The following is a 20,799-nucleotide window of genomic DNA, read 5'->3' as shown; positions in this document are numbered from 1 at the left end:
CGGCTGGCCTCACACCGGAGGTTGGCGCGCGATCTCGGTCGGCGCCTCATGGGCCTCGCGCTCCGGCTGCACGGTGCGCGACGACATTTCCGCTCTCAACTGAGGCAGGCACTGCGGATACTGCTTGGCCACAAAACTGATCAACCGCTCGCGCATGTGGCAGCGAGCATCCCAGCTGCGCGATGAATCCACCGAGCTGAGCAACACCCTCAACTGCATCGCTTTATCGGTCGTATCCGTCACCTGCAAAACGCACACTCGCCCATCCCACAAATGCGGAATGTCCTTGCAGATGCGCTCGGTCTCAGCCCGCAGTTCTTCCAGGGGCAGCGAATAGTCCACCCACAGAAACACCGACCCGATCAGGCTCGACGTACTGCGCGTCCAGTTCTGAAACGGCTTCTCGATGAAGTATTGCAAGGGAATCACCATCCGCCGCTCATCCCAGATTTTCACCACCACATAGGTGCCGCTGATTTCTTCGATGCGTCCCCATTCGCCCTCGACGATCACCACATCGTCCAGACGGATCGGTTGCGAAATGGCGATCTGCAGACCTGCGATCAGATTGCCGAGCACTGGCTTGGCCGCGAAACCCGCCGCCAGACCCGCCAATCCTGCCGAGGCCAGCAGACTGGTACCCACCTGCCGCACCGGCGGAAAGCTCATCAGAATCAGCCCGGTGCCAAACAGCAGCACGAGTACATTCAGACAACGCACCAACACCCGCACCTGCGTCTGAATGCGCCGAGCCTGCAGGTTATCTTCGATATCCAGCGGATTGCTGATTGCGACGGCTTTACCGATGGCTTTGACGCTGCTCAACGCCAGCCAGGTGAACGCGGCCACCACCAGCATGCCGTTGAGATGGCGTACCCCATTGATGAGCAGCATGTCATCGGGTGCGGAGGTCCACACGGTCTGCAATGCCAACAAGGGGATCAGCCAGAGGGTGGGTGCCTCGGCGCGCAGAATCAGCTGCTGAGCCAAGACGAACGAGTTGGCGAAGCGTCGAAGTATCACCAGCGCTATCCATCGTGCCAGCAGCGCGATACAGACGGCAGCGGTCGCAGCCACTAGCGTGTTCAGCCAAGGTAACGGCAGGGCATTGAGCCAGGCGTCCGGGAGTACATGTTCCATACAGCTCACTCGCGAGGAAGGCGGTTCAAAGACAAGAAGTGTGAACCCCTCAAGCCGTCGATCGTTCCCTTGTCCGCCCACATTCGCGCGAATGACTGTATTAAGAATCAGCGCGCCAGAGCGTTCGCGCCGGTAAACGCACGATAGATTTCGCCCCGCGGCCGCTTCTCCAGCAGGCGTGCCAGCAATTGATCGATGAACGTGTCGCCGCTGTCAGTGCTGGTGTCGACGACGAACTCCGGTTCGAATGGCGCCTGGTAAGGACTGTCGATGCCGGTAAAATTACGGATGCGTCCCTCGCGCACCGCCCGGTAAAGGCCCTTGGCGTCACGACGCATGCACTCGATCAAAGGCGTGCTGACATGCACCTCGATGAACTGCCCTTCGGTAAAGTGCTCGCGGCATGCGTCGCGGTCTTCCCGATAAGGGGATATCGCCGAAACAATCACGATCAACCCTGCGTCGACCATCAATTTGGCGACCTCGCCAATTCGCCTCACGTTCTCACGCCGACTGTCTTCGTTCATGCCCAGGTCCTGACACAACCCCTTGCGCAGACGGTCGCCATCGAGCAGGTAACTGTGCAACCCGTGGGCAACCAGCGTCTGATCGAGGCGATTGCCAAGCGTCGTTTTGCCTGCGCCCGACAGGCCGGTAAACCAGATGCAACAGGCGCGTTGCTGCTTGAGCGACTCCCGCTCGGCCTGCATGACGGCCAAAGGTGATGCAATAATCATCGGATGGCTTTCGCGTATATCAGTCATAGTCGAATAACTCATAGTCTCGGGCATACACCTCGCGGATCCGCTTGCGCGACGCGTCCGAGCAAAGGCCTGCGGTTTGATAGCGAGGGCCGGGAGAACGATTGAGATGGCGCAATGGGACATTGATGTCGAGGTGTTCGCACAGCGCGGCGAAGTCCGATTCCAGATGTTCCTGGCGTCCGATAAAGTCCACCGCAATCTGCCCCATGCTGTTTTGCAGAAAATGATATTGCGGTGCGAAATGTATTTGCTTCGACACATTCTCCGCGTGCAACCAGCCATCCACGAACGTATCGAACCGCGAATAACGGCTGACCAACTCGAAAGCCGCTCTGTCTCGGGGTTGCGGGTTCTGCAGTAAGTAACGATAAGCCGACAGTGCTCGATGTAATGGATCACGTACAAAGCCAAACTTGAAGTATTGCTCATAGCGCTCTTTGAATTGCTTTTCGTACCAATACAGCGGCAAGTGCCCGGTGGGCGTGTCACCGAATATCGACATTGCCACACTGCTGCCGGCGCATTTGGGGACGTGAATGAAAATGCACTCGAACTGGTCGAACACCTCGGGAAACCGGGCCTTGCGCGACAGCGTCTTGTTCACCACCTGGCGATCCACGACTGAAAGCCGCTCCAGCAGAAACTCACGATGGTGCTTGGGAAATAACTTCCAGAGTAGATGATTCATTAGGGGTGACCTGTAACGAGGTATGAAGCGACGTTCAGATTACAGGCAGTTATAACCGGGTCGGTGAACTTTGCAAATACTTTACGCTGATACTTTTCGAGGGCAGTGAGTTGTACGTATTTGTAGAAAAGTTGGTACTTTTTAGAGAGCTGATATCAGGCTTAAGCTCCTCTAATTGCGCGCTGCATGCAGGACGGCAGATGCATGAACTTTGCGCAGGAAACGCATGAATGGGTCGCCAACCGTACTCACCTCTATCACGACTCCGTCTTGCCGGTGAACGACGCCTTGACGCCCGCATCAATCAAATCCTTGATGCCTTTGCCCATGGCGCTCACCGCCCTTGCGCCACCGGAATTGATGTCCATGCGCCCGCCTGTGTCGATATCGCCTTTGTCACTGGCGTAAACCTTGAACGACGTCCCCGAGAGTTTTATTTCGCCATTGGCATGAAGCTCCAGCACGCTGTTGCCGCAAACCATGCGAATTTTTTCGCCCGCCTCGATCAAATACTCCGTGCTCACACTCTCAGCCTTGGCACCACCCACCTGTACAGTCTCGTGGCGTTTGACGGCCCTGATGCTGTCCTGGCCGATTGTCACTGTTTCATTGTTGCCAATATCCTTCTTTCGGTCGTGCCCGACCGAGTGGGTTTCATCCACTTCAACGACGATGTCCTGATTGCGCTCGGCGTGGATGTACAGCTGCTCGGCGCCTTTTTTGTCTTCCATGCGGATCTCATTGAAATTGGCCGCAGTCCCGCCTTTGCTCGAACGACTCTTGATGCCGCTTTGCGTGGCATTGGCGGGCAGGTCATAAGGGACGGCTTGCTCAGCGTTATAGACCCGACCTGTGATGATCGGTCGATCAGGGTCGCCTTCCAGAAAACTGACGATGACCTCCTGGCCGATACGCGGGATTTGCATCGACCCCCAGTTCTTGCCGGCCCAGGCTTGGGAGACGCGTATCCAGCACGAGCTGTTTTCGTTGGAGTGATCGTGGCGGTCCCAATGGAAATGTACCTTCACTCGGCCGTATTGATCAGTCCAGATTTCCTGATCGCTCGCACCTACTACCTTTGCCGTCTGGGGACCCTGAACTATGGGGCGAACGGTGAGGGGTTGTGGACGAAAGCTCTGCTGCGCGTCGATGCAGATCAGATCGCTCGTATATTGCTGTTCGGCAGAACTGCTGCCGGTTTCCAGGCTTTCCTGAATGATTCTGTAGCGGGCGCCGACAATCAGGTATTCGCGATTCTGATCCTGACGGCTGAAACCGCTCATCCTGAACAGATGGCCCGAGCCGAGACCCCGCGCATTGCCCTTGAGCTCGATACGTTCATGCAGACTCTGGATGGCTTCGAGACGGGTGCGCGCATAGTGCTCGCCATCCTCGCTTTGCACGTAGGTGCCAGGATAGTCGTAGAGCGGATAGTCCCCGGCGGTGTGGGGACGTGGTTCTTCAGAGCGCACGTCTATGCGCGCGCCAGGCCGCTGGAAATCGTAATCGTTGAGTTCGATCGAGCCGGACTGAATCTGCTGCATCAATTGCCAGCCATTGATGTGATCGCGTTCGCGATGCTGCCCGTCGGGCGGAAAGAATGGCACTGACTCGTAACCCGGCGCGGCCTCATGGGCGCTGTAAGCATCGGCGAGCACCAGAACGTGGCGGTCTTTTTCGTGGCGGAAGAAGTAGTAGATACCCTCTTGTTCCATCAACCGACTGACAAAATCAAAACTGCTTTCGCGGTACTGAACGCAATATTCCCACTCGCGATAGGTGCCACTGAGTCCGTCCTCGAAATCAGCAAAACCGAGGTTGCGAAAAACCTGTTTGATGATCTGTGGAATGGTCAGATGCTGGAAGATTCTGCAGTCAGATGTTCGGGTGAGCAGCCATAACCAGGGCCGCAGCGTTACCTGATAACTGGCGAACTGACCGGCATCGATATTCTGGCTGCAACACGACACCAGGCCGTGAAAATAACGACTCCCGGTGGCGTCCAGTTGCAGCGACACGGTCATGGGGTTGCCGAGCAATTGATTGAAGTCGATGGCGTGGTGGTCAGACAGCAACTCCAATTCGTACTCGAACGGGCGTCCAAGCTCGTCGCCGCCGGTCATGCTCTTCAGAAGCAGGACGTTCGGTCCTAAAGGAGTGGTGACTTGTGCCAGCCGAGTGAGTTGCGTGAATAACATGGGCGCTTCCGTTCAGTTCGCGGTCTAGTGCGGGTATGACTGAGGTCTCCTGTAGCAGTCCAGCTTGCCGGCGGTGGCGATTGCCTGGACGCCTGCGCCGGTAAGTCGGACTGCTACAGACATTGCGTATCGGGATTCACGGGTTGCACGTTTCCCGACGCGCGGTAATGAAGTACGAAACAGATCAACCGTTTCGCAGGCCTGATAATCGAACTCATGGCCTCGCCCCTGATCTCAGCCATGTTCGGTGCTCCTTACGAACAGGTTTGGAGAATCGTCTGAAGCGCAACGGGCCAAGTTCGCCCGATCAACGTAATGCCGGGCGAGAATCAGATCCCTCGCGTGATCCGGCGGTTGCCCAAGCCAGGTATTGAAGCCGAGTCGGAATTGCCCGTTGAGTTGCAGCCTGGGAATTTGCGCCTTCAGCAGGATCAGGTTCACGTCCCAGTCCAGTTCGTGACCGACGTATTCGGCGACCCATTGCGCCAGATGCCTGAAGGACTCGCCGTCGGGCAGCATGCGCATGTATTGATCCAGGGTAAGCGGGCCGAGGCGGATGCGGAATGCGTGCTGGCGGTCCCATACATGTCTACCCAGACAGAGGTCGACGCCCAGTCGGTTCGCACTTACGGTCATGCGGCTGCGTTCGGGCAGTTCCAGCCATTGCCCGACGTACTCTTCAATGTTCACCGGCACGCCGAAGTAGTCTTGGAGTATCGCTTTCAGACCATCGGGACAGCGGGTCTGCGCTGCCAGATGACCACTGAAATGCAGCTTGGCGACATCTGGAATCAGCCCTTGATTGCACAGGCTCGGCATTCCTCGACCGCTGAGTGCGGCCAGACGCACGGCCCAATAATCGTCCTCCAGTCGGTCATGGCTGACGGTTGGGCGCGCTTCGGCCCAGGCCCGATAAAACAGGCAGAGCAGTCGATGATGGAAGATGTCGAGGAAGCGCTTGCTGCTGCCGTCGGCGTTATTGCGCTGGCGTTCACGCACATATTCGGTGAGGTGCAGAGGCAAGGGCCCGTTGGGGCCGCTGAGGCCAAAGAAAAACTGCTCGAGCCTCGCCGGTCTATTGCCGTCGGCTGGTGCCAGCGCTGCCAGAGTCGACGGCGCAAACGAGCAATCGGGTTGTTGAGCCAGCCGCAAAGGGTCGTCGATCAGACGCAGCGAATGGCCCAGGCGCGGCAGTTGCGCCGATGCGCACTCGATGCGTCGCAAGGCCTGGAAGAAATCGTAATCCCAGGGTTTCTCGTGCATGTCGCTGAGGAGGTTCACAGGATTGGACGCCGGCCGGGTCTGGCTTTCCACCGCATGATTTCTCCGCGCTCGCTGGTGCGAATTACGGTCTCAGTGAAGCTGTTGATCGACACATAGCGCGCCAGAAATCGCTCGAACACGGCACCAAGCAGGAACACGCCTGTCCCGCGAAATGCGTTCTCATCGAACTCCAGGGTGATTTCCAGGCCCCGGCCAAAAGCAATCGGACCCGGCAAAGGCAGGCGTCGGGTGCACGCTCGGCTGCTGACCTTGCGTAAACCTTCGATCTGTAATTGCAGAGCGTCTTTCTGGTCATCGCCGTACAAGCGCAGCAACTCACGCAGCGCGGCCGCGCCCTCACCTTGTTCGCTGAGGGACAGGTAGTTCAGTGACAACTGGCTGATCAGCCGCCAGGCCTTTTGATCGTACGCGAAGCTGGCGCGCGGACGGCTTGGGTCGGCGAGGCAGCGAATGGTCGACACCGGCGTACTCTCGGCCAGGGTGAAGTCGGTCTTGCCGCCGCCCAGATCCATGAACAGCGGCAGATCGCGGTTGGTACAAAGGGCGCGAACTCCCAATTGCCGCAGATCCTTGCGGTACGGCGCCTGCCGGCCGTCTACCAGACTGATGAAGGTTTCACTGCCGATGTAGTTTGAACGCGTGCCACTTCGGCGTTGCTCGCTGGACAGCAGGCGCGGTTCGCGACGCACGATGTAATAGGCTTTTTCACGGCCATGGCGTGAAGGATCACGCACCGCATAGAACGGCAGAAATGCCTGCTGTGGCCCCATGCCGTGACCGGTGACGTCGGTCAGCGAATGAATCTCGAAGTCCATGGGCCGGGTTCGGTCTGCGATTACATGGTGTTCGTTGACCCGGTCGGACAGGTGAATCCGGTCCACTCGCTTGGGGAACAGATTGATTGCAGGGGTACAGAAGGGCACGAAGTGTTCGGGACCGACGCTTCCCTCGAGGTTGTGATCGAAGCGATCAAACAACACGATTAGCTCCAACTGCTGGCCTGCGCAGCGCTGAACCGCTGAACCAAGTTGCGTGAAGTCGATGAAAAGGTAGCGTTGCGGCAGGGCGAAGTATTCCTGCAACAGGCGATAGCCCTGAAATGCTTGAGGGACCACCGGTAGTGCGGCTTCCCGGTCGTCGAACCCACAGGACTTCAATGAATCGTCTGGTAGACGCTCGATCCAGTCAGCGCCCGGTTGTCGGGCGAACACCGCGCAAACGCTGCCGAGCAGCTGTTCGTACAAACGGAAAGGGCGTTCATCGGCGCCATTGAGGTACAGCGGTAGATTTTCCAGGCTCAGGTGGTCGAAGGGCAGTTCTGCCCCGGTGCGCAAGGTGATGCACAACGCTGCTTTGGCGTTGGGTTCGCTGGATGCAAGTCGGCCCAAGGTCGTGACAGGGCTGCCGAAGTACGCGGCTTGGCAGACTTTGATTGGCCACAATGTCACCGCGTGCGCGCTCCGGTATTCGCAGGCGGTCCGGGAATCAGGGCCAGGCGCGGCGCGCAGCACACTGTCGCGAGGCAGGGTGAATCCACCACTCGACGCGCCCTCATCGGGATCTATCTGCATCTGCACGATGGTCATCGAGGGTGTCGGAGCGAGGTAATGCGGATAGGCGATTTCCAGCAGGTTATTGGTGAAGGTGGGGTATTCGGCATCGAGCTTGAGCTGCACCCGAGCGGTGAGGTACGCGAAACCTTCGAGCAGACGCTCGACATAAGGGTCGGCGCAGTCGGTTCCGGACAATGTGAGACGTCCGGCGATCTTCGGGTATTCCTTGGCGAACTCTGCAGCACTTTCGCGCACGTGTTGCAGTTCCTGGTTGTACAGCTCCAGCAAGCGCGGATTCATGCACGCCTCCGCTGAGGGGCCGGGCCGACTTGTACGTGGCCGGATTCCAGGTCCAGACAAGTTCGCAGCAAAAGCGGCAGGGTGACCGGTTGAGCCCAGAGATCGCCTTCGATCTCGAAAGCCAGGGTGTTGTGATTCATCTGCTCGGACGAAGGCTGCGCACGTACGCGAAGAGTGTTGTGCAGAATGCGCGGCTCGAACGTGGTGATGGCGCGATGAATCAGGTTCTCCAGCGCAGGGATATCAATACTCGATGCACTGCTGCCCGCCAGTGACGGGAGTCCAAAGTTGAGCACTGAGGTCCCGGCGGCCGCGTTCAGTGTGGTATCCGCTCGCAGCACCGATGTGGTGTTGAGCAGCCAGTTCAAGTCACGCAGTACCGAGGCTTTTAACTGGCTCAGGGACAGCACGCGCATGTCCGCGCTTTCCTGGAGATTGCCGGGTTCCTCGTCGGTCAGTCGGTCGAGGAGTGAGGGCAGAAATGGTCTGGGCACGGCATGGGTTCCTGCGAAAGGGGTACTGACAAATAGGTGCCCGTCCCTTGGGACGGGCACATACAAGTGGTTAAAGCTTGACGTTATTACGGATATTCCAGCCGTACTTGATCAAGCCGCCATCCTTCGTGCCGTCGGCTTTCTGTGGCTGATAATCGACCCGGACTTGGGCGAAGTTCAGGGTCACGTTCTCGGTCAGACGATCCACCGGGCCCGAGCCACCGGTATCGAGTGCGGTCACGAGGACCTCCTCCAGCGTGATCACCAAGTAGTCGATCTGGCTTTCGCCACCAGCCTTGCGCACGGTCAGCGTGACTTTGTCGATGTGCTTGCCGTTGGAGCAATGCATCATCAGGTTCGGAGTCGCTTTGTCGACGTACTTGGTCAAAGACAGATCGCGGATGTCGACCTTGCCAGCACCGCCGCCTCCACCTGTGTGCATGTTCCCGGATTGAGTCATGCCCCAGCTCCAGCTCAGTACATCAATCTCGTCCTTGTGGGTCGTGTCCATGGACTCGCCCTTGATGTCACCGATCTTGATGAAGATATCAACAGCCATGTTTTCTCCAATGTGCTCTTCGTTAGGGTGTTGTTTTCAAGAGCCGGAGCGGAGTCGAGCGCCGGCTCAGTGGGGCCGATCAGACGCCTCTTGCCGAGGGCAGCCTGGAGACCAGGCGCAACGACACCGTCAGCCCTTCGAGTTGGTAGTGCGGACGCAGATAGAATTTCGAGCTGTAGTAACCCGGATTCCCCTCGACTTCCTCGACCACGACTTCGGCCGCTGCCAAGGGCTGTTGCGCTTTGGTGGTCTCGGTGGAATGCGCCGGATCACCGTCGACGTACTTCAGAATCCAATCTTGCAGCCAGCGCTGCATCTCGTCCTTCTCCTTGAAGGAGCCGATCTTGTCGCGCACGATGCATTTCAGGTAATGGGCGAACCGGCAGGTTGCGAACAGGTATGGAAGACGCGCTGCCAGATTGGCATTGGCAGTGGCATCCGGGTCGTCGTATTCGGCGGGCTTCTGAAGTGACTGCGCACCGATGAATGCGGCAAAGTCGGTGTTTTTCTTATGGAGCAATGGCATGAAACCATTCTTCGCAAGTTCGGCTTCGCGGCGGTCGGAGATCGCGATTTCGGTCGGGCACTTCATGTCCACGCCGCCGTCATCGGTTGGGAAGGTGTGCGCAGGCAGGCTTCGTACTTCTCCGCCGGATTCGACACCGCGAATCCGCGAGCACCATCCGTAAAGCTTGAAGGAACGATTGATGTTGACGGCCATGGCGTACGCTGCGTTCGCCCAGGTGTATTTGGTGCTGTCGGCGCCGTCGGTGTCCTCTTCGAAGGCGAAGGCTTCCACCGGGTCAGTCTTGGCGCCATAGGGCAGACGGGCGAGAAAACGCGGCATGGTCAGGCCGATGTAGCGCGAGTCATCCGATTCGCGCAGTGAGCGCCAGCCCGCGTATTCCGGCGTGGTGAAAATCTTGGTCAGGTCGCGGGGGTTGGAGAGCTCTTGCCACGACCCCATCCCCATTACCGTAGGCGATGCGGCGGCGATGAAGGGCGCATGCATGGCGGCGCAGGTGTTGGACAGTTCGCTCAGCAGCTCGACGTCCTGCGGCGATTGGTCGAAATAGTAATCGCCGATCAGACAGCCATAGGGCTCACCGCCGAACTGCCCGTATTCTTCTTCGTACATCTTTTTGAAGACCGGGCTCTGGTCCCAGGCCGTACCTTTGAATTTTTTCAGGGTCTTGTGTAGCTCGGGCTTGGAAATGTTCAGCACCCTGATTTTCAGCTGTTCATCGCTTTCAGTGTTGTTGACGAGGTAATGCAAGCCACGCCAGGCGCTTTCCAGTTGCTGGAATTCGGGGTGATGAATCACCTGATTAATCTGTGCCGTGAGCTTGGCATCGATGGCCGCAATGATTGATTCAATCGAGGAAATGGCATCACTGGGAACCAGATCGGTTTGTGCCAGCGCGTGCTCGGCCATCGTGCGAACGGCAGTCTCGACGGCTTCGCGGGCGCGTTCGGTCTTGGGTTTGAATTCTTGCAACAGCAGCGAAGCGAACTCGTTTCCGGTGTCTTCGGCGAAGGCCGTCACTGGCTGATTTTCACGCAGTATTTCGGTCATGGTCGGTCGTCCCCACCAGCCTTTGAAGGTGCGTCCGGAAGGTCTGGTGCACCGATCAGTGCCTGGAGCAGAGCCGGGTCCTTCATGGCCTTCATGATGACTTCCTCTGCTCCGGTCTTGCCGTCCATGTAGGTCAGCAGGTTGGCCAGTTGGGTGCGTGCATCGAGCAGCTTTCTCAGCGAGTCGACCTTGCGCGCGATGGCGCCGGGGCTGAAGTCCTCCATGCTTTCGAAGGTGAGGTCCAGGCTCAGGTGGCCTTCACCGGTCACTTCATTCGGTATGTGGAATGCGACCCTTGGCTGCATCGCCTTCAGGCGCGAGTCGAAACTGTCGACATCGATTTCCAGAAACTTTCGATCTGCCACCGCGGCCAAGGGCTCCGCGGGTTTGCCAGTCAGGTCCGCCATGACACCCATTACGAAGGGCAGCTCGACTTTCTTCTCGGCACCATAGAGCTCGACGTCATACTCGATCTGAACTCGCGGGGCGCGATTGCGTGCAATGAATTTCTGAGAACTGGTGTTTCCCACGTTGCTCCTCCTGGTCGCTGCTGCGACGTGATTGGCATGACCGGATCAATCCGGCCACAGGGTGCGTGCTGATGTCCCGACAGGTCCGCGACGTAAAAGCCGACGAGTCAGTGGCCGTCGGGACCCCGCAGGTTTTCGAATTGGGAGAGGCCATCGGGGATCAGGTTGTTCACGATGGCAGCGAAATCGGCTTGCACCAGATTTCTCGCGCGTTTCAACAACACTGGCAGCGGACTTGATGGCTCATTTCGGGCGTAGTAATCGAGGATTCTGTCGAGACTGCGCACCACTTCATCGCGACTGAAAATATTCCCGGGGTTACCTTGCCCCGAACGAGCGATGGTTGAATCCTGGGTACCGATTTCAGACGTTTCGCTGGCCGGGCGCTCGGTGCTGGTGTGGCTCGGCGCGTAGTCATCGAGGATCTGCAGCGCCTGTTTGAGAGGTTGCTTGAGAGCGGACAGGTCCACACCCTCAGTGCAATCCGGTTGCCCGGAAACGAAATGCTCGATGGCGTCGGCTGTGCTGTGAGCCCGGAGCAGTGATGAGCGCAGCGCCGACAAGTGCTCGGATTCACTGTCACGGAACGCAGCGGTCAGTTCTTCGGGCTTCAACCTTTCGCTCGAAAAGCTTTGCAGTCCGCTGGCGTGCAAGGCGGCGCGCAGGCTGATGGGGCCGAAGGTGCGTGAGCGGGTAAGCAGGCTCTCGCGCAGCAAGCGAACATTGGTTTCGCAAGCGATGCCGGAAAGCGCGTTGAGGCGCACTGTGGGGTCATTGTCGTCATCGGTATCAAGCTGCGGATGCAACGTTGGCCAGTACTGCCCCAGCAACTCGCTGATCAGGGTCAGCGCGTTGGCCAGCCCCGTAATGCCATGCAGGCCCAGCGCACTTTGCAGCAGAAAATGGACGATCCGCAGGTCTTTGCTGCGTTGCAGCAGGTTAATGCTGGACTGCTGGATTCGTTGCCATTGCGGGGGTTCAGACGGCTGAATGGCGTCGCCCATGATGCGCTCGGGTTTACCTTGCGCCTCTCGCTCCAGTTGCAGAAAGTCCGGGTCATATTCCAGGTCGTCACCGCACGGAAAGTCGGCAGAAACTGCGGTGAGTATCATCCTGATGTCCAGCAAAAGCCGGTCTCCTTGTTTGGGTAAGCAAGTAATACATTATTTGAGGAATATTCCCACAGAGACTGCTTGTACTTACTAGTTGAATAATTTAACTGTTGGTGTAGTGGCTGGATTAAGTTGTAAGCGTTGAACATTTTTGTTGTGAAAGTTTACCTTTGTCAAGGTAAGCTACGCGCCTCTCATGGGGAGCGGTATAGCGCGCACTGTTTTCTGATGTCGTTTTAATTGCACTTTTAAACGTTGATTCTGATATCGGTATCACTGCAGAATTCCTGCTTTCCCGAGATATTTATTCATACTGGCGCCGTATGTTCAGCGGTTTTTGGCACGCTGAAACACCCGGTATTGAGGGTTTGAAGTCAAGTAAAGGAGGCAAGGTGTCACTTTGTATGACAATCGTTAGTTATCACAAGATAATACCGGGCCAGCGTCATGCAATAACTTTGGCCACCGGCGTGATGACGATTGGTCGTAACCGGGAAAATGATTGGGTCATCTCTGATTCGGAGCGCCTTGTTTCATCCCGGCATTGCGTCATTCAGTACAGAAACGGTCATTATTACTTGACCGATAACAGCACTAACGGTGTGGAGCTGGCGAATGCCGGTATACGCATGCGCCGCGGTAACAGCGAGTTGCTGGAAGACGGCGAGCTCATCCGCATCGGAGATTACGAGATTCTTGTCCGCATTGATGACACATCAACTCCGTCTGATTTTGTGCATTTCCATAATGATTCGGCTCGTGGTGTCGAGGCATTGATGCGCTCTCAAAACCAGGCTGCTGCAGGGCTGGGCGAGATATCTCAGGCCAGTCATTCTCAACGAGGCGTGGCACAGGATACGTTTCCAGATCTGTTCGATTTCCTGGCTCCTGGCAAGGTGCTTCCGGCCACGCAATCGGACCATGTTCCGGTGGAGCAACATGATTTCTCTCCCCCTGTGCCTCAGCCCGCCGCCACTTCCGATAACCGGCCGATGACGGTCGGGTTACAGGATGTCATTCCCGAAGACTGGGATCTACGCAATGACGGACCTGTTGCGTCTGATACAACCCCGGTTTCGCAAGGGGAGTCGATTAACGAGATCGCTCCGCAACCGGTGATGTCGAGCCCGGATGAGCTTTTCGTTGAGCGGGTTATCGATGAGTCATGTGGTGATCACGCGGATTTGATCAAAGCTTTTCTCCGTGGTGCAGGGCTTGGCCGACTGCTAATCGAACCGACTCCAGGGCCGTTGCAAATGGAGGCCATTGGTCGCAGTTACCGGCTGATGGTTCAGGGGTTGATCGATGCATTGCGAGCGCGCAGTAGCCTGAAAAGCGAGTTCCGCATGCAACAGACCCTTGTCCAGCCTGTGGAGAACAACCCACTCAAATTCGCGCCAAATGCCGATGAAGCGCTCCTCCTTCTGCTGCGTGACGGCAGTCAGGCGTTCATGCCGCCAGATCAGGCCATCGCCGACGGCTTCGACGATTTGCATGCGCACCAACTCGCCTTGATGGCGGGTGTCGAGGGCGCAATCAAGGGACTGCTCAAGCGCTTCGAACCTGCAGAACTTGAAGTGCGCATGGGCAAGCCCGGTGCCTTCACACAGCTTCTAGGCTCTCGCCAGGCCCGGTATTGGCGGCAGTTCACCAAGCTTTATGCCCAGATATCCCATGAAGCCGAGGAGGATTTTCAAATCCTGTTCGGTCGTGAATTCAGCCGTGCTTACGAAGAGCAAAGCGTACGAATGCGCCGTCCCTGAACGATAGGGCAGTAAAAGACGGACAAACAGTCAGTACCTCACGAGGACCAAGGATGTTTCGAAGAGTCGGGTTGGCAGCGGCCGTGGCGCTGATGCTGATCTCTTGCGCCGACAGTATGGAATCGCCCGAGCCGGTAGAAAAGACCGAAGAGCGCACGGCCATCACGCTGCATTTCAATGCCGTCGAGGGCCTCAATCCTGGTGTCAGCGGACATCCCGCGCCTGTTCGGGTTCGTGTCTACGAGCTGAGGACCAGCGCAGGCTTTTTACGTGCCGACTACTTCACATTGGTCGAACACCCCCGCACAGCACTTGGCCCCGACCTCATCGAATACGACGAGGTATTGATCAACGCCGGGCAGCAAGTGCGGGTTGATCGTGAACTCAACCCTGGTACCCGCAAGGTCGGTCTGGTGGTCGGCTATCGCGAGGTGGACCAGGCGCTGTGGCGCACCGTCCTCACCGTTACGCCCCGACACGTCAATGAATTTGCGGTCGGTCTGGACGTACGGGCCGTGCGCAGCGACGGCTCAGTCAATCCTGCTGGCACTGTCCAATAGCCCATCGGAGAACCCATGTCCTGGAACAATCGAGTGGTCTGGTCGGAAGGCATGTTCATCGCAACGCAGCACTTTCAGCAGCATGACCGTTATCTGGAAAACCTCATCGACGCCCGCAGCCGCCCCTTGTCCGCCGCAGCCTGGGGATTCTCCGAGCTTTCCATCGATAGCGGACTGCTGACTCAAGGCAAGCTGGCAATTATTTCGGCCCGTGGGCTCTTGCCCGATGGCACGCCTTTCAATATTCCCCAGGACGATCTGGCACCGAGTCCGCTCAGCATCGATGACGAACTGCGCGATAGCGTGGTCTATCTGGCCTTGCCGCTCAAGCGCGCAGGGCAGCGTGACACGGTGGATGAGGGCGATGAGCCGGGAGGTGCACGTTTCGTCAGCCGCGTGAGCGAAGTCCGAGACGACAACGCGTTGTTCGAGAGTCGTTCGCCGGTGGCAACCGGCTCACGCGCACTGAGATTATTGACGGAAAAAGACGGCCTCAATGATTACGCAGTGATTGGTGTGGCGCAGGTCAGGGAAAAGGATGCCAATCTTGCTCTCACGCTCGATGACGGCTACATCCCGCCGGTGCTCGACGTTTCCGTTTCCCGGTCGCTGACTGCCTTTCGCAACGAGTTGTTGGGATTGCTGCGCCAGCGGGCCGAGGCACTGGCTGGCCGTGTGGTGGCCTCCGGCACTGGAGGCGCCTCGGAAATTGCCAACTTCATGCTGTTGCAACTGGTCAACCGGTCCGAACCCTTGATTCGCCATCTCAGTCAGCTCAGCCCATTACATCCTGAGCGTCTCTTCAGCGAACTGGTGAGTCTGGCTGGCGAATTCGCGACATTTTCCACCCCGGAACGCAGGCCCCAAGCGTCTCTGCCCTATCGGCATGACGACCTCGCGTCGAGCTTTGCGCCGGTTATCCAGGCGTTGCGTGAGTCCTTGTCGATGCTGATCGACAGCAAAGCGACACCGATCGCGATAGCTGAAAAAGCTTACGGCATTCATGTGGCGATTCTTCCCGACCGCACGCTGATCGACAGCGCCAGTTTTATCCTTGTGGTGCGAGCGGACATGCCCGGCGAAACCCTGCGCGGGCGCTTCTCCCAGCAGAGCAAGATCGGTCCGGTGGAACACATCCGCAATCTGGTCAACCTGCAACTTCCGGGCATCGGTTTACTCCCTCTGCCTGTGGCCCCACGACAAATTCCATTCCACGCGGGTTCTACCTATTTCGAACTGGACCGTGGCAGTGAGCACTGGAAGCAGTTGTCGCAGTCCGGTGGTTTCGCCTTCCACATCGCAGGTGAGTTTCCAGGTTTGAACCTGACGTTCTGGGCGATCCGAGGATAAGCGGCGATGTCTTTCCATGACGAATCATTCAACCCTCCTTTACCTGCTGATGACCGCACTCAGCTCATTCCGCAACCTGGAGGGGGTGGTACACAATCTGCTGATAACGCCGGGCGGGCGTCGATATCCGCACCGTTGCCGCTGCCTCCTGCGCCCTTGTCGGTCGGAAAAACCGCCGGGCTCAATCCGCTTGAAGCAGCGGCTGCACCTCTATTGGCTTTACTCACGCGGTTACGCAGCACCCTCGCCCATTCGGCCCCCGCCAGCTTGAGGGCCCAGCTGCTGGCGTATGTGCGCCAGTTCGAAGCGCAGGCTCAAGCGGCCGGGAGTGCGCGAAACGAAGTGTTACTGGCGCGTTATGTTTTGTGTACGGCACTCGATGAAGCGGTGCTCAGCACGCCGTGGGGCAGTACGAGTCAGTGGGGGGAGCAAAGCCTTCTGATTACGCTGCACAACGAAGCGTGGGGTGGCGAGAAAGCTTTTCAACTGCTTGATCATTGCCTGCAAAGCCCTGCGGAGCGTCTGCACCTGCTGGAACTTTTGTACGTCTGTTTGTGCCTGGGTTTTGAGGGGCGTTATCGGGTCATGAACAATGGCCGCAGTCAACTGGACGCGTTACGCGAGCGTACCAGCGGCGCCATTCGCCGTATTCGCGGTGATTTCGAACGCGAGCTGTCGCCTGGCTGGCGCGGAGTGAAGGTTGCACGTCGTCGCTTGTCGCCGTTCACCGCCCCTTGGATAGGCATGGTGATCGGGTTGGCGTTATTGCTCCTGCTCTTTCTGGGTATGCGTCTGCAGCTGGCGTCCGATTCGGAACCGGTGTTCGAGAGCATCCATGCGTTGGGCGAGCTTCCCGTGCAGCCGATCGCCTCGGCGGCGCCACGCCCCGCGATCATCGAGCGGCCACGTCTGGCGGCCTTTCTTGCAGAGGACATCAAAGCGCATCGAGTCGTTGTGGAGGACGAGGTCGACCGGTCCGTCGTGACCCTTCGAGGGGATGAGATGTTCAGGTCCGGCAGTGCAATCATCGTCGACGAGGTCCAGCCGTTGATGCTGCGTATAGCCGATGCCTTACGCAAGGTAAGAGGCCAGGTGCGTATAACGGGTCATAGCGATAGTCGTCCGATAGCGACCCTGCGTTTCCCCTCCAACTGGGCCCTGTCCCAGGCGCGCGCCCAGGAGGTCCGCGAGGTACTCGCCGCGGCGACGGGGCAGGCCGAACGATTCTCGGCGCAAGGGCGTAGCGACACCGAACCGGTGTCGCTCAATACGACACCGGAGGGACGAGCGAAGAATCGCCGGGTTGAAATCACTGTGTTGGCCGAGGGTGTCGAGTGAGCGCGTTTTCAGGATTTTTCGTTCGCTGGGCTCTACCCGTGGCTGGCTTGATTGGATTGGGCCTGACCATCTGGTTCGTTGGCCCTGTTCTGGACGTATTGGTGCCTGACAGGAATCGTTGGTCGCTGATCTTCACTCTGTTAGCGGCATGGATAACCTGGCGGTTATTTCGCGCCATCTGGGCCCGCCGACGCACGGCAGCAATGATGCAAAGTCTGACCGGCGAGTCGACAGCCGACGCTGCCAACATCGCGGCTTGCGAAGAGCTCGCGACTCTTGGTCGGCGTATGGGTCATGCGCTCGAGCTGTTGAAGAAAGCCCGGCTGGGTGGATCAAAACGGCGCAATCTCTATGAGTTGCCGTGGTACGTGATCATCGGCCCTCCGGGATCGGGAAAAACCACGGCGTTGCTCAATTCAGGTCTACATTTTCCGCCGGCCGCGCAGATGGGGGAGGGAGCGATTCGGGGTGTCGGGGGAACCTGCAATTGCGATTGGTGGTTCACCAACGAAGCGGTGTTGCTCGATACGGCCGGCCGTTACGCCACGCAAGACAGTCAGGCCGAGCTCGACAGGGTGGCGTGGCTGGGGCTTCTCAAACTCCTGAAAACCCACCGGGCACGCCGACCTCTGGACGGTGTTTTCATCGCGATCAGCCTGTCGGACCTGCTGCTCGGCAGCGAAGCCGAAAGGGCGGCCCATGTCACGGCCATTCGGGCACGTGTTCGGGAGTTATACCGCCGGTTGGGCGTGCGCTTGCCGGTCTATGTCCTGTTGACCAAGCTCGATCTGGTTCCGGGTTTCATGGAGTACTTCGATGCACTGAGCAAGGACGAGCGGGCGCAGGTCTGGGGCATGACCTTCGCCCTCGACGATGGCCAGCATGGCGACGGTCCATTGGTGGATTTTCCAGAAGAGTTCGCCCGGCTGGAGCAGCGGCTGAGTGCGGGTTTGATCGAGCGCTTGCAGCAAGAGCGTGATCCAGCGCGACGCGACCTGATCTATGGCTTCGAGCAGCAGTTCGGAGCATTGAAACAAACACTGCAGGACTTTCTTCAGGGCGCATTCAGACCTAACGCCTTTGAAGACAGGGTACTGTTGCGCGGGGTCTATTTCACCAGTGCCACCCAGGAAGGCAGGCCGATTGACCGGCTGGTCGGGGCTCTGGCGCAGAGCATGAGTCTGGATCGTCAGAACCTGGTACGGCAAACGGACACTGGGCGCAGTTACTTCATCGAGAAACTGTTCACCGCGCTGGCCTTTCCCGAGCGCGGCCTGGTGGGCGTCAATCAGGGTGTCGAACGCCGGCGCGGATGGCTTGCTCGAGGAGCGTGCGCTGCAACCGTCTGCGCTGTGTTGTTGGTTGGAGCACTGTGGACCATCAGCTTCCGAGCTAACCAGGTCTACGTTGCTCAGGTCGATCAGCAGATCGCGCCACTGAAACAACGGATACAAACCCTGAGTCCGGCACAGCGCGAGGTACTGGCGGTTTTGCCGCTGCTCGACGAGGTACGTCAACTGGCGGGCGATCCTCCGGCAATGTCGCGGGGCTTGGGGCTTTATCAGGGCGACATGCTCGAAGCCGAGTCGGCCAATGTATATCGCAAATGGTTGATCGCAGTGTTCGCCCCGCGTCTGGTCTCTCGCGTGGAGGAGCAACTGCGTAGCGGGGGCAGTTCAGACTTCCTTTACGAAGGCCTCAAGGCTTACCTGATGTTTGCCAACAGCGAGCATTACGATCCCGATTTCATCAAGGCCTGGATCGCGCTGGATTGGGATTTGAGCCTGCCTCGCGATTTGCCGCCTGAGCAACGTCTTGCGTTGGGCGAGCATCTGCAGGCGCTGTTTGAGCGGCCTTCGCCCCGTGCACACCTGGATGAACAGTTGATCGACGACTTGCGCCACCAATTGAAGCAGTTGTCCGTGGCACAGCGAATCTACGATCGGGTCAAACGTCGACCGCTTCCCGACGGGGTGACAGATTTCCGTATCTCCGACGCCGCGGGGCTAGATGCAGCGCTGGTTTTCTCCCGCAGGAGTGGCAAACCTCTGAGTGATCCGCTGAGTGGCTTTTTCTCGGTGAGGGGGTATCGCGAGGCGTTCTTGAGTGCAAGCTTGGGCCAGGCCGAGACCTTGACCGAAGAACAATGGGTACTGGGGCTCGATAACGCCAATCGGCAGAGTGTGGGCAGTCTTACTGACGAAGTGCGGCGCTTGTATTTTCAAGATTACCGGCGCCAGTGGGATGCGCTGCTCGCTGACATCGACCTCGTACCGATCACCGGGATGGGGCAGGCCGCTGATGTGCTGAAAGTGTTATCCGCGCCCACCTCGCCGCTGAAAAGATTGATGGTGGCGGTGGCGCATGAAACCAATCTGCAGCAGGACGTCGCCCAGCAGGTGGAGCAGGTCAATAAGATTGAGGGGGGCGTCGATCAACTCAAGCAGCGCCTGGATTCGATACTTGGTCATGAACAGGCGAGCAAAATAAGCCGGCCGACTCTCGTCGACGATCCGGTGACGGCACATTTTGCCGAACTCGATGGGTTCGTCAGCAAGCGCGAAGGAGAGCCCGCCGCCATCGACGCTGTGCTGTCGGACATGAACTCGCTGTACGTTCAGGTCAGTGCGATGGCGGGCGCCAGTGGTGATGCGTTGCTGGGCCAGGTGAAGAACTCGGCCAGCGCTGCGGTGGCACGGCTCAGGCTCAATGCAGAGCGACAACCACACGTGGTGCGCGGACTGATTGAATCCGTGGTCAGATCGACCACCAACAGCATGACGGGCGACGTGCGCAATCAACTGAACGCCGCTTGGGCCAGTGAGGTCGTGAGCATCTACCGCCAAACCCTGAGCGGCCGTTATCCGTTGGTCCCAGGCAGCGCCCGAGACGCCACGCTGGAAGACTTCGGGCAGTTCTTCGGGGTTGGCGGAGTCATGGACAGCTACTTCCGCAGATACCTGCAAAGCTATGTAGATACCTCGCTGCCTGTCTGGCGATGGCAGCCGGGGGCCTTTGAGAAGCTCGGACTCAGCACTTCCATTTTGCGGACATTCCAGCGAGCGGCAGCGATCCGAGATGCGTTCTTTCGTTCGGGTGGCGTGCAGCCTGCTGTGCGCTTCGAGCTTAAACCGGTAGCGATGGACGCAACGATCAACCAGTTCCTGCTCGACCTCGATGGCCAACAAACCCGCTATGACCATGGCCCAAGTCGCCCGATCTCGATGCAGTGGCCAAACCCCGGCAACGTGGGTGTCGCCCGCTTGTCGATTTTTCCGCCTGCCGCCAACGGACGGTCTGCTATTACGCTCGATGGGCCATGGGCCTGGTTCCGCTTGCTGGAGCAATCCCAACTGACGCCCAGCGAATCACCTGATCGCTTCAACTTGCGGCTACGAGTGGGTGACGCCGGTATTTCCTACGAATTGCGCGCCAGCAGTGCGTTCAATCCTTTTAAAAGCCCCGCGGTCAGCGGCTTCACCTTGCCAGTGCGCCTATGAGAAGGCTGTCTGCTGAGAAAGGAGGATTCGACCTTGAGGGCGCTCGGCCTGAGGAAATCCACTTGCGATGCGCCAGCTATAGCCACATCG

Annotated in this window: 16 protein-coding genes; 5 read left to right on the top strand and 11 right to left on the bottom strand. The window is 58.3% G+C overall.

Features of this window, described 5'->3' with window-relative positions; all coding sequences use genetic code 11:
• Positions 1 to 9: 9 nt before the first annotated feature.
• From D3M70_RS03585 to tssA, 11 genes are all read right to left on the bottom strand, one after another.
• On the bottom strand, positions 10 to 1,140 hold the full coding sequence (locus tag D3M70_RS03585) for a mechanosensitive ion channel family protein (protein ID WP_120124389.1): 1,131 nt from the start codon (positions 1,138 to 1,140) through the stop codon (positions 10 to 12).
• A 107-nt stretch (positions 1,141 to 1,247) separates the two neighbouring features.
• Complete coding sequence (cysC, locus tag D3M70_RS03580) at positions 1,248 to 1,904, bottom strand: adenylyl-sulfate kinase (RefSeq protein WP_120124387.1); 657 nt, start codon at positions 1,902 to 1,904, stop codon at positions 1,248 to 1,250.
• Complete coding sequence (locus D3M70_RS03575; RefSeq protein ID WP_120124386.1) at positions 1,897 to 2,592, bottom strand: sulfotransferase family 2 domain-containing protein; 696 nt, start codon at positions 2,590 to 2,592, stop codon at positions 1,897 to 1,899. The genes cysC and D3M70_RS03575 overlap by 8 nt, the downstream gene beginning before the upstream one ends.
• Positions 2,593 to 2,849: 257 nt before the next feature.
• Complete coding sequence (locus D3M70_RS03570) at positions 2,850 to 4,790, bottom strand: type VI secretion system Vgr family protein (protein ID WP_120124384.1); 1,941 nt, start codon at positions 4,788 to 4,790, stop codon at positions 2,850 to 2,852.
• 234 nt (positions 4,791 to 5,024) lie between these two features.
• Positions 5,025 to 6,104 carry a type VI secretion system baseplate subunit TssG gene (gene tssG, locus D3M70_RS03565; RefSeq protein WP_120124382.1) on the bottom strand — a complete coding sequence of 360 codons (1,080 nt, stop codon included), beginning with the start codon at positions 6,102 to 6,104 and terminating at the stop codon, positions 5,025 to 5,027.
• Positions 6,068 to 7,927, bottom strand: a complete 1,860-nt coding sequence (gene tssF / locus D3M70_RS03560) for a type VI secretion system baseplate subunit TssF (RefSeq protein ID WP_120124380.1) — start codon at positions 7,925 to 7,927, stop codon at positions 6,068 to 6,070. Before tssF ends, tssG begins: the two co-directional genes overlap by 37 nt.
• Positions 7,924 to 8,421, bottom strand: coding sequence for a type VI secretion system baseplate subunit TssE (gene tssE / locus D3M70_RS03555; RefSeq protein WP_120124379.1), 498 nt, complete (start codon positions 8,419 to 8,421; stop codon positions 7,924 to 7,926). The genes tssF and tssE overlap by 4 nt, the downstream gene beginning before the upstream one ends.
• A gap of 70 nt (positions 8,422 to 8,491) precedes the next feature.
• Positions 8,492 to 8,980 (bottom strand): type VI secretion system tube protein Hcp, encoded by a 489-nt coding sequence (locus tag D3M70_RS03550; protein WP_120124377.1) that lies wholly within the window; start codon positions 8,978 to 8,980, stop codon positions 8,492 to 8,494.
• 79 nt (positions 8,981 to 9,059) lie between these two features.
• Entirely contained in the window at positions 9,060 to 10,556 is a 1,497-nt protein-coding gene (gene tssC / locus D3M70_RS03545) for a type VI secretion system contractile sheath large subunit (protein ID WP_120124375.1), read from the bottom strand.
• Positions 10,553 to 11,086, bottom strand: a complete 534-nt coding sequence (gene tssB, locus D3M70_RS03540; protein ID WP_120124373.1) for a type VI secretion system contractile sheath small subunit — start codon at positions 11,084 to 11,086, stop codon at positions 10,553 to 10,555. Before tssB ends, tssC begins: the two co-directional genes overlap by 4 nt.
• Positions 11,087 to 11,193: 107 nt before the next feature.
• Complete coding sequence (gene tssA, locus D3M70_RS03535; RefSeq protein ID WP_375232911.1) at positions 11,194 to 12,198, bottom strand: type VI secretion system protein TssA; 1,005 nt, start codon at positions 12,196 to 12,198, stop codon at positions 11,194 to 11,196.
• A 392-nt stretch (positions 12,199 to 12,590) separates the two neighbouring features.
• Here tssA and tagH point away from each other — a divergent pair, with 392 nt between their 5' ends.
• The 5 genes from tagH to tssM are packed head-to-tail and all read left to right on the top strand — an operon-like array spanning position 12,591 to position 20,709.
• Positions 12,591 to 13,961, top strand: coding sequence for a type VI secretion system-associated FHA domain protein TagH (tagH, locus tag D3M70_RS03530; protein WP_120124371.1), 1,371 nt, complete (start codon positions 12,591 to 12,593; stop codon positions 13,959 to 13,961).
• A gap of 53 nt (positions 13,962 to 14,014) precedes the next feature.
• Positions 14,015 to 14,521: a type VI secretion system lipoprotein TssJ gene (gene tssJ / locus D3M70_RS03525; RefSeq protein WP_120124370.1), complete on the top strand. Its 507-nt coding sequence runs from the start codon at positions 14,015 to 14,017 to the stop codon at positions 14,519 to 14,521.
• Between the two features lie 15 nt (positions 14,522 to 14,536).
• Positions 14,537 to 15,871 (top strand): type VI secretion system baseplate subunit TssK, encoded by a 1,335-nt coding sequence (tssK, locus tag D3M70_RS03520; RefSeq protein WP_120124368.1) that lies wholly within the window; start codon positions 14,537 to 14,539, stop codon positions 15,869 to 15,871.
• A gap of 6 nt (positions 15,872 to 15,877) precedes the next feature.
• Positions 15,878 to 17,209, top strand: coding sequence for a DotU family type VI secretion system protein (locus tag D3M70_RS03515; protein WP_120124366.1), 1,332 nt, complete (start codon positions 15,878 to 15,880; stop codon positions 17,207 to 17,209).
• Positions 17,206 to 20,709 carry a type VI secretion system membrane subunit TssM gene (gene tssM / locus D3M70_RS03510; protein WP_120124365.1) on the top strand — a complete coding sequence of 1,168 codons (3,504 nt, stop codon included), beginning with the start codon at positions 17,206 to 17,208 and terminating at the stop codon, positions 20,707 to 20,709. Before D3M70_RS03515 ends, tssM begins: the two co-directional genes overlap by 4 nt.
• The last annotated feature ends 90 nt before the right edge of the window (positions 20,710 to 20,799 follow it).

Source organism: Pseudomonas sp. LS-2, from assembly GCF_003605735.1.
Classification (GTDB): Bacteria; Pseudomonadota; Gammaproteobacteria; order Pseudomonadales; family Pseudomonadaceae; genus Aquipseudomonas.
This window is presented reverse-complemented; position numbering and strand designations above follow the sequence as displayed.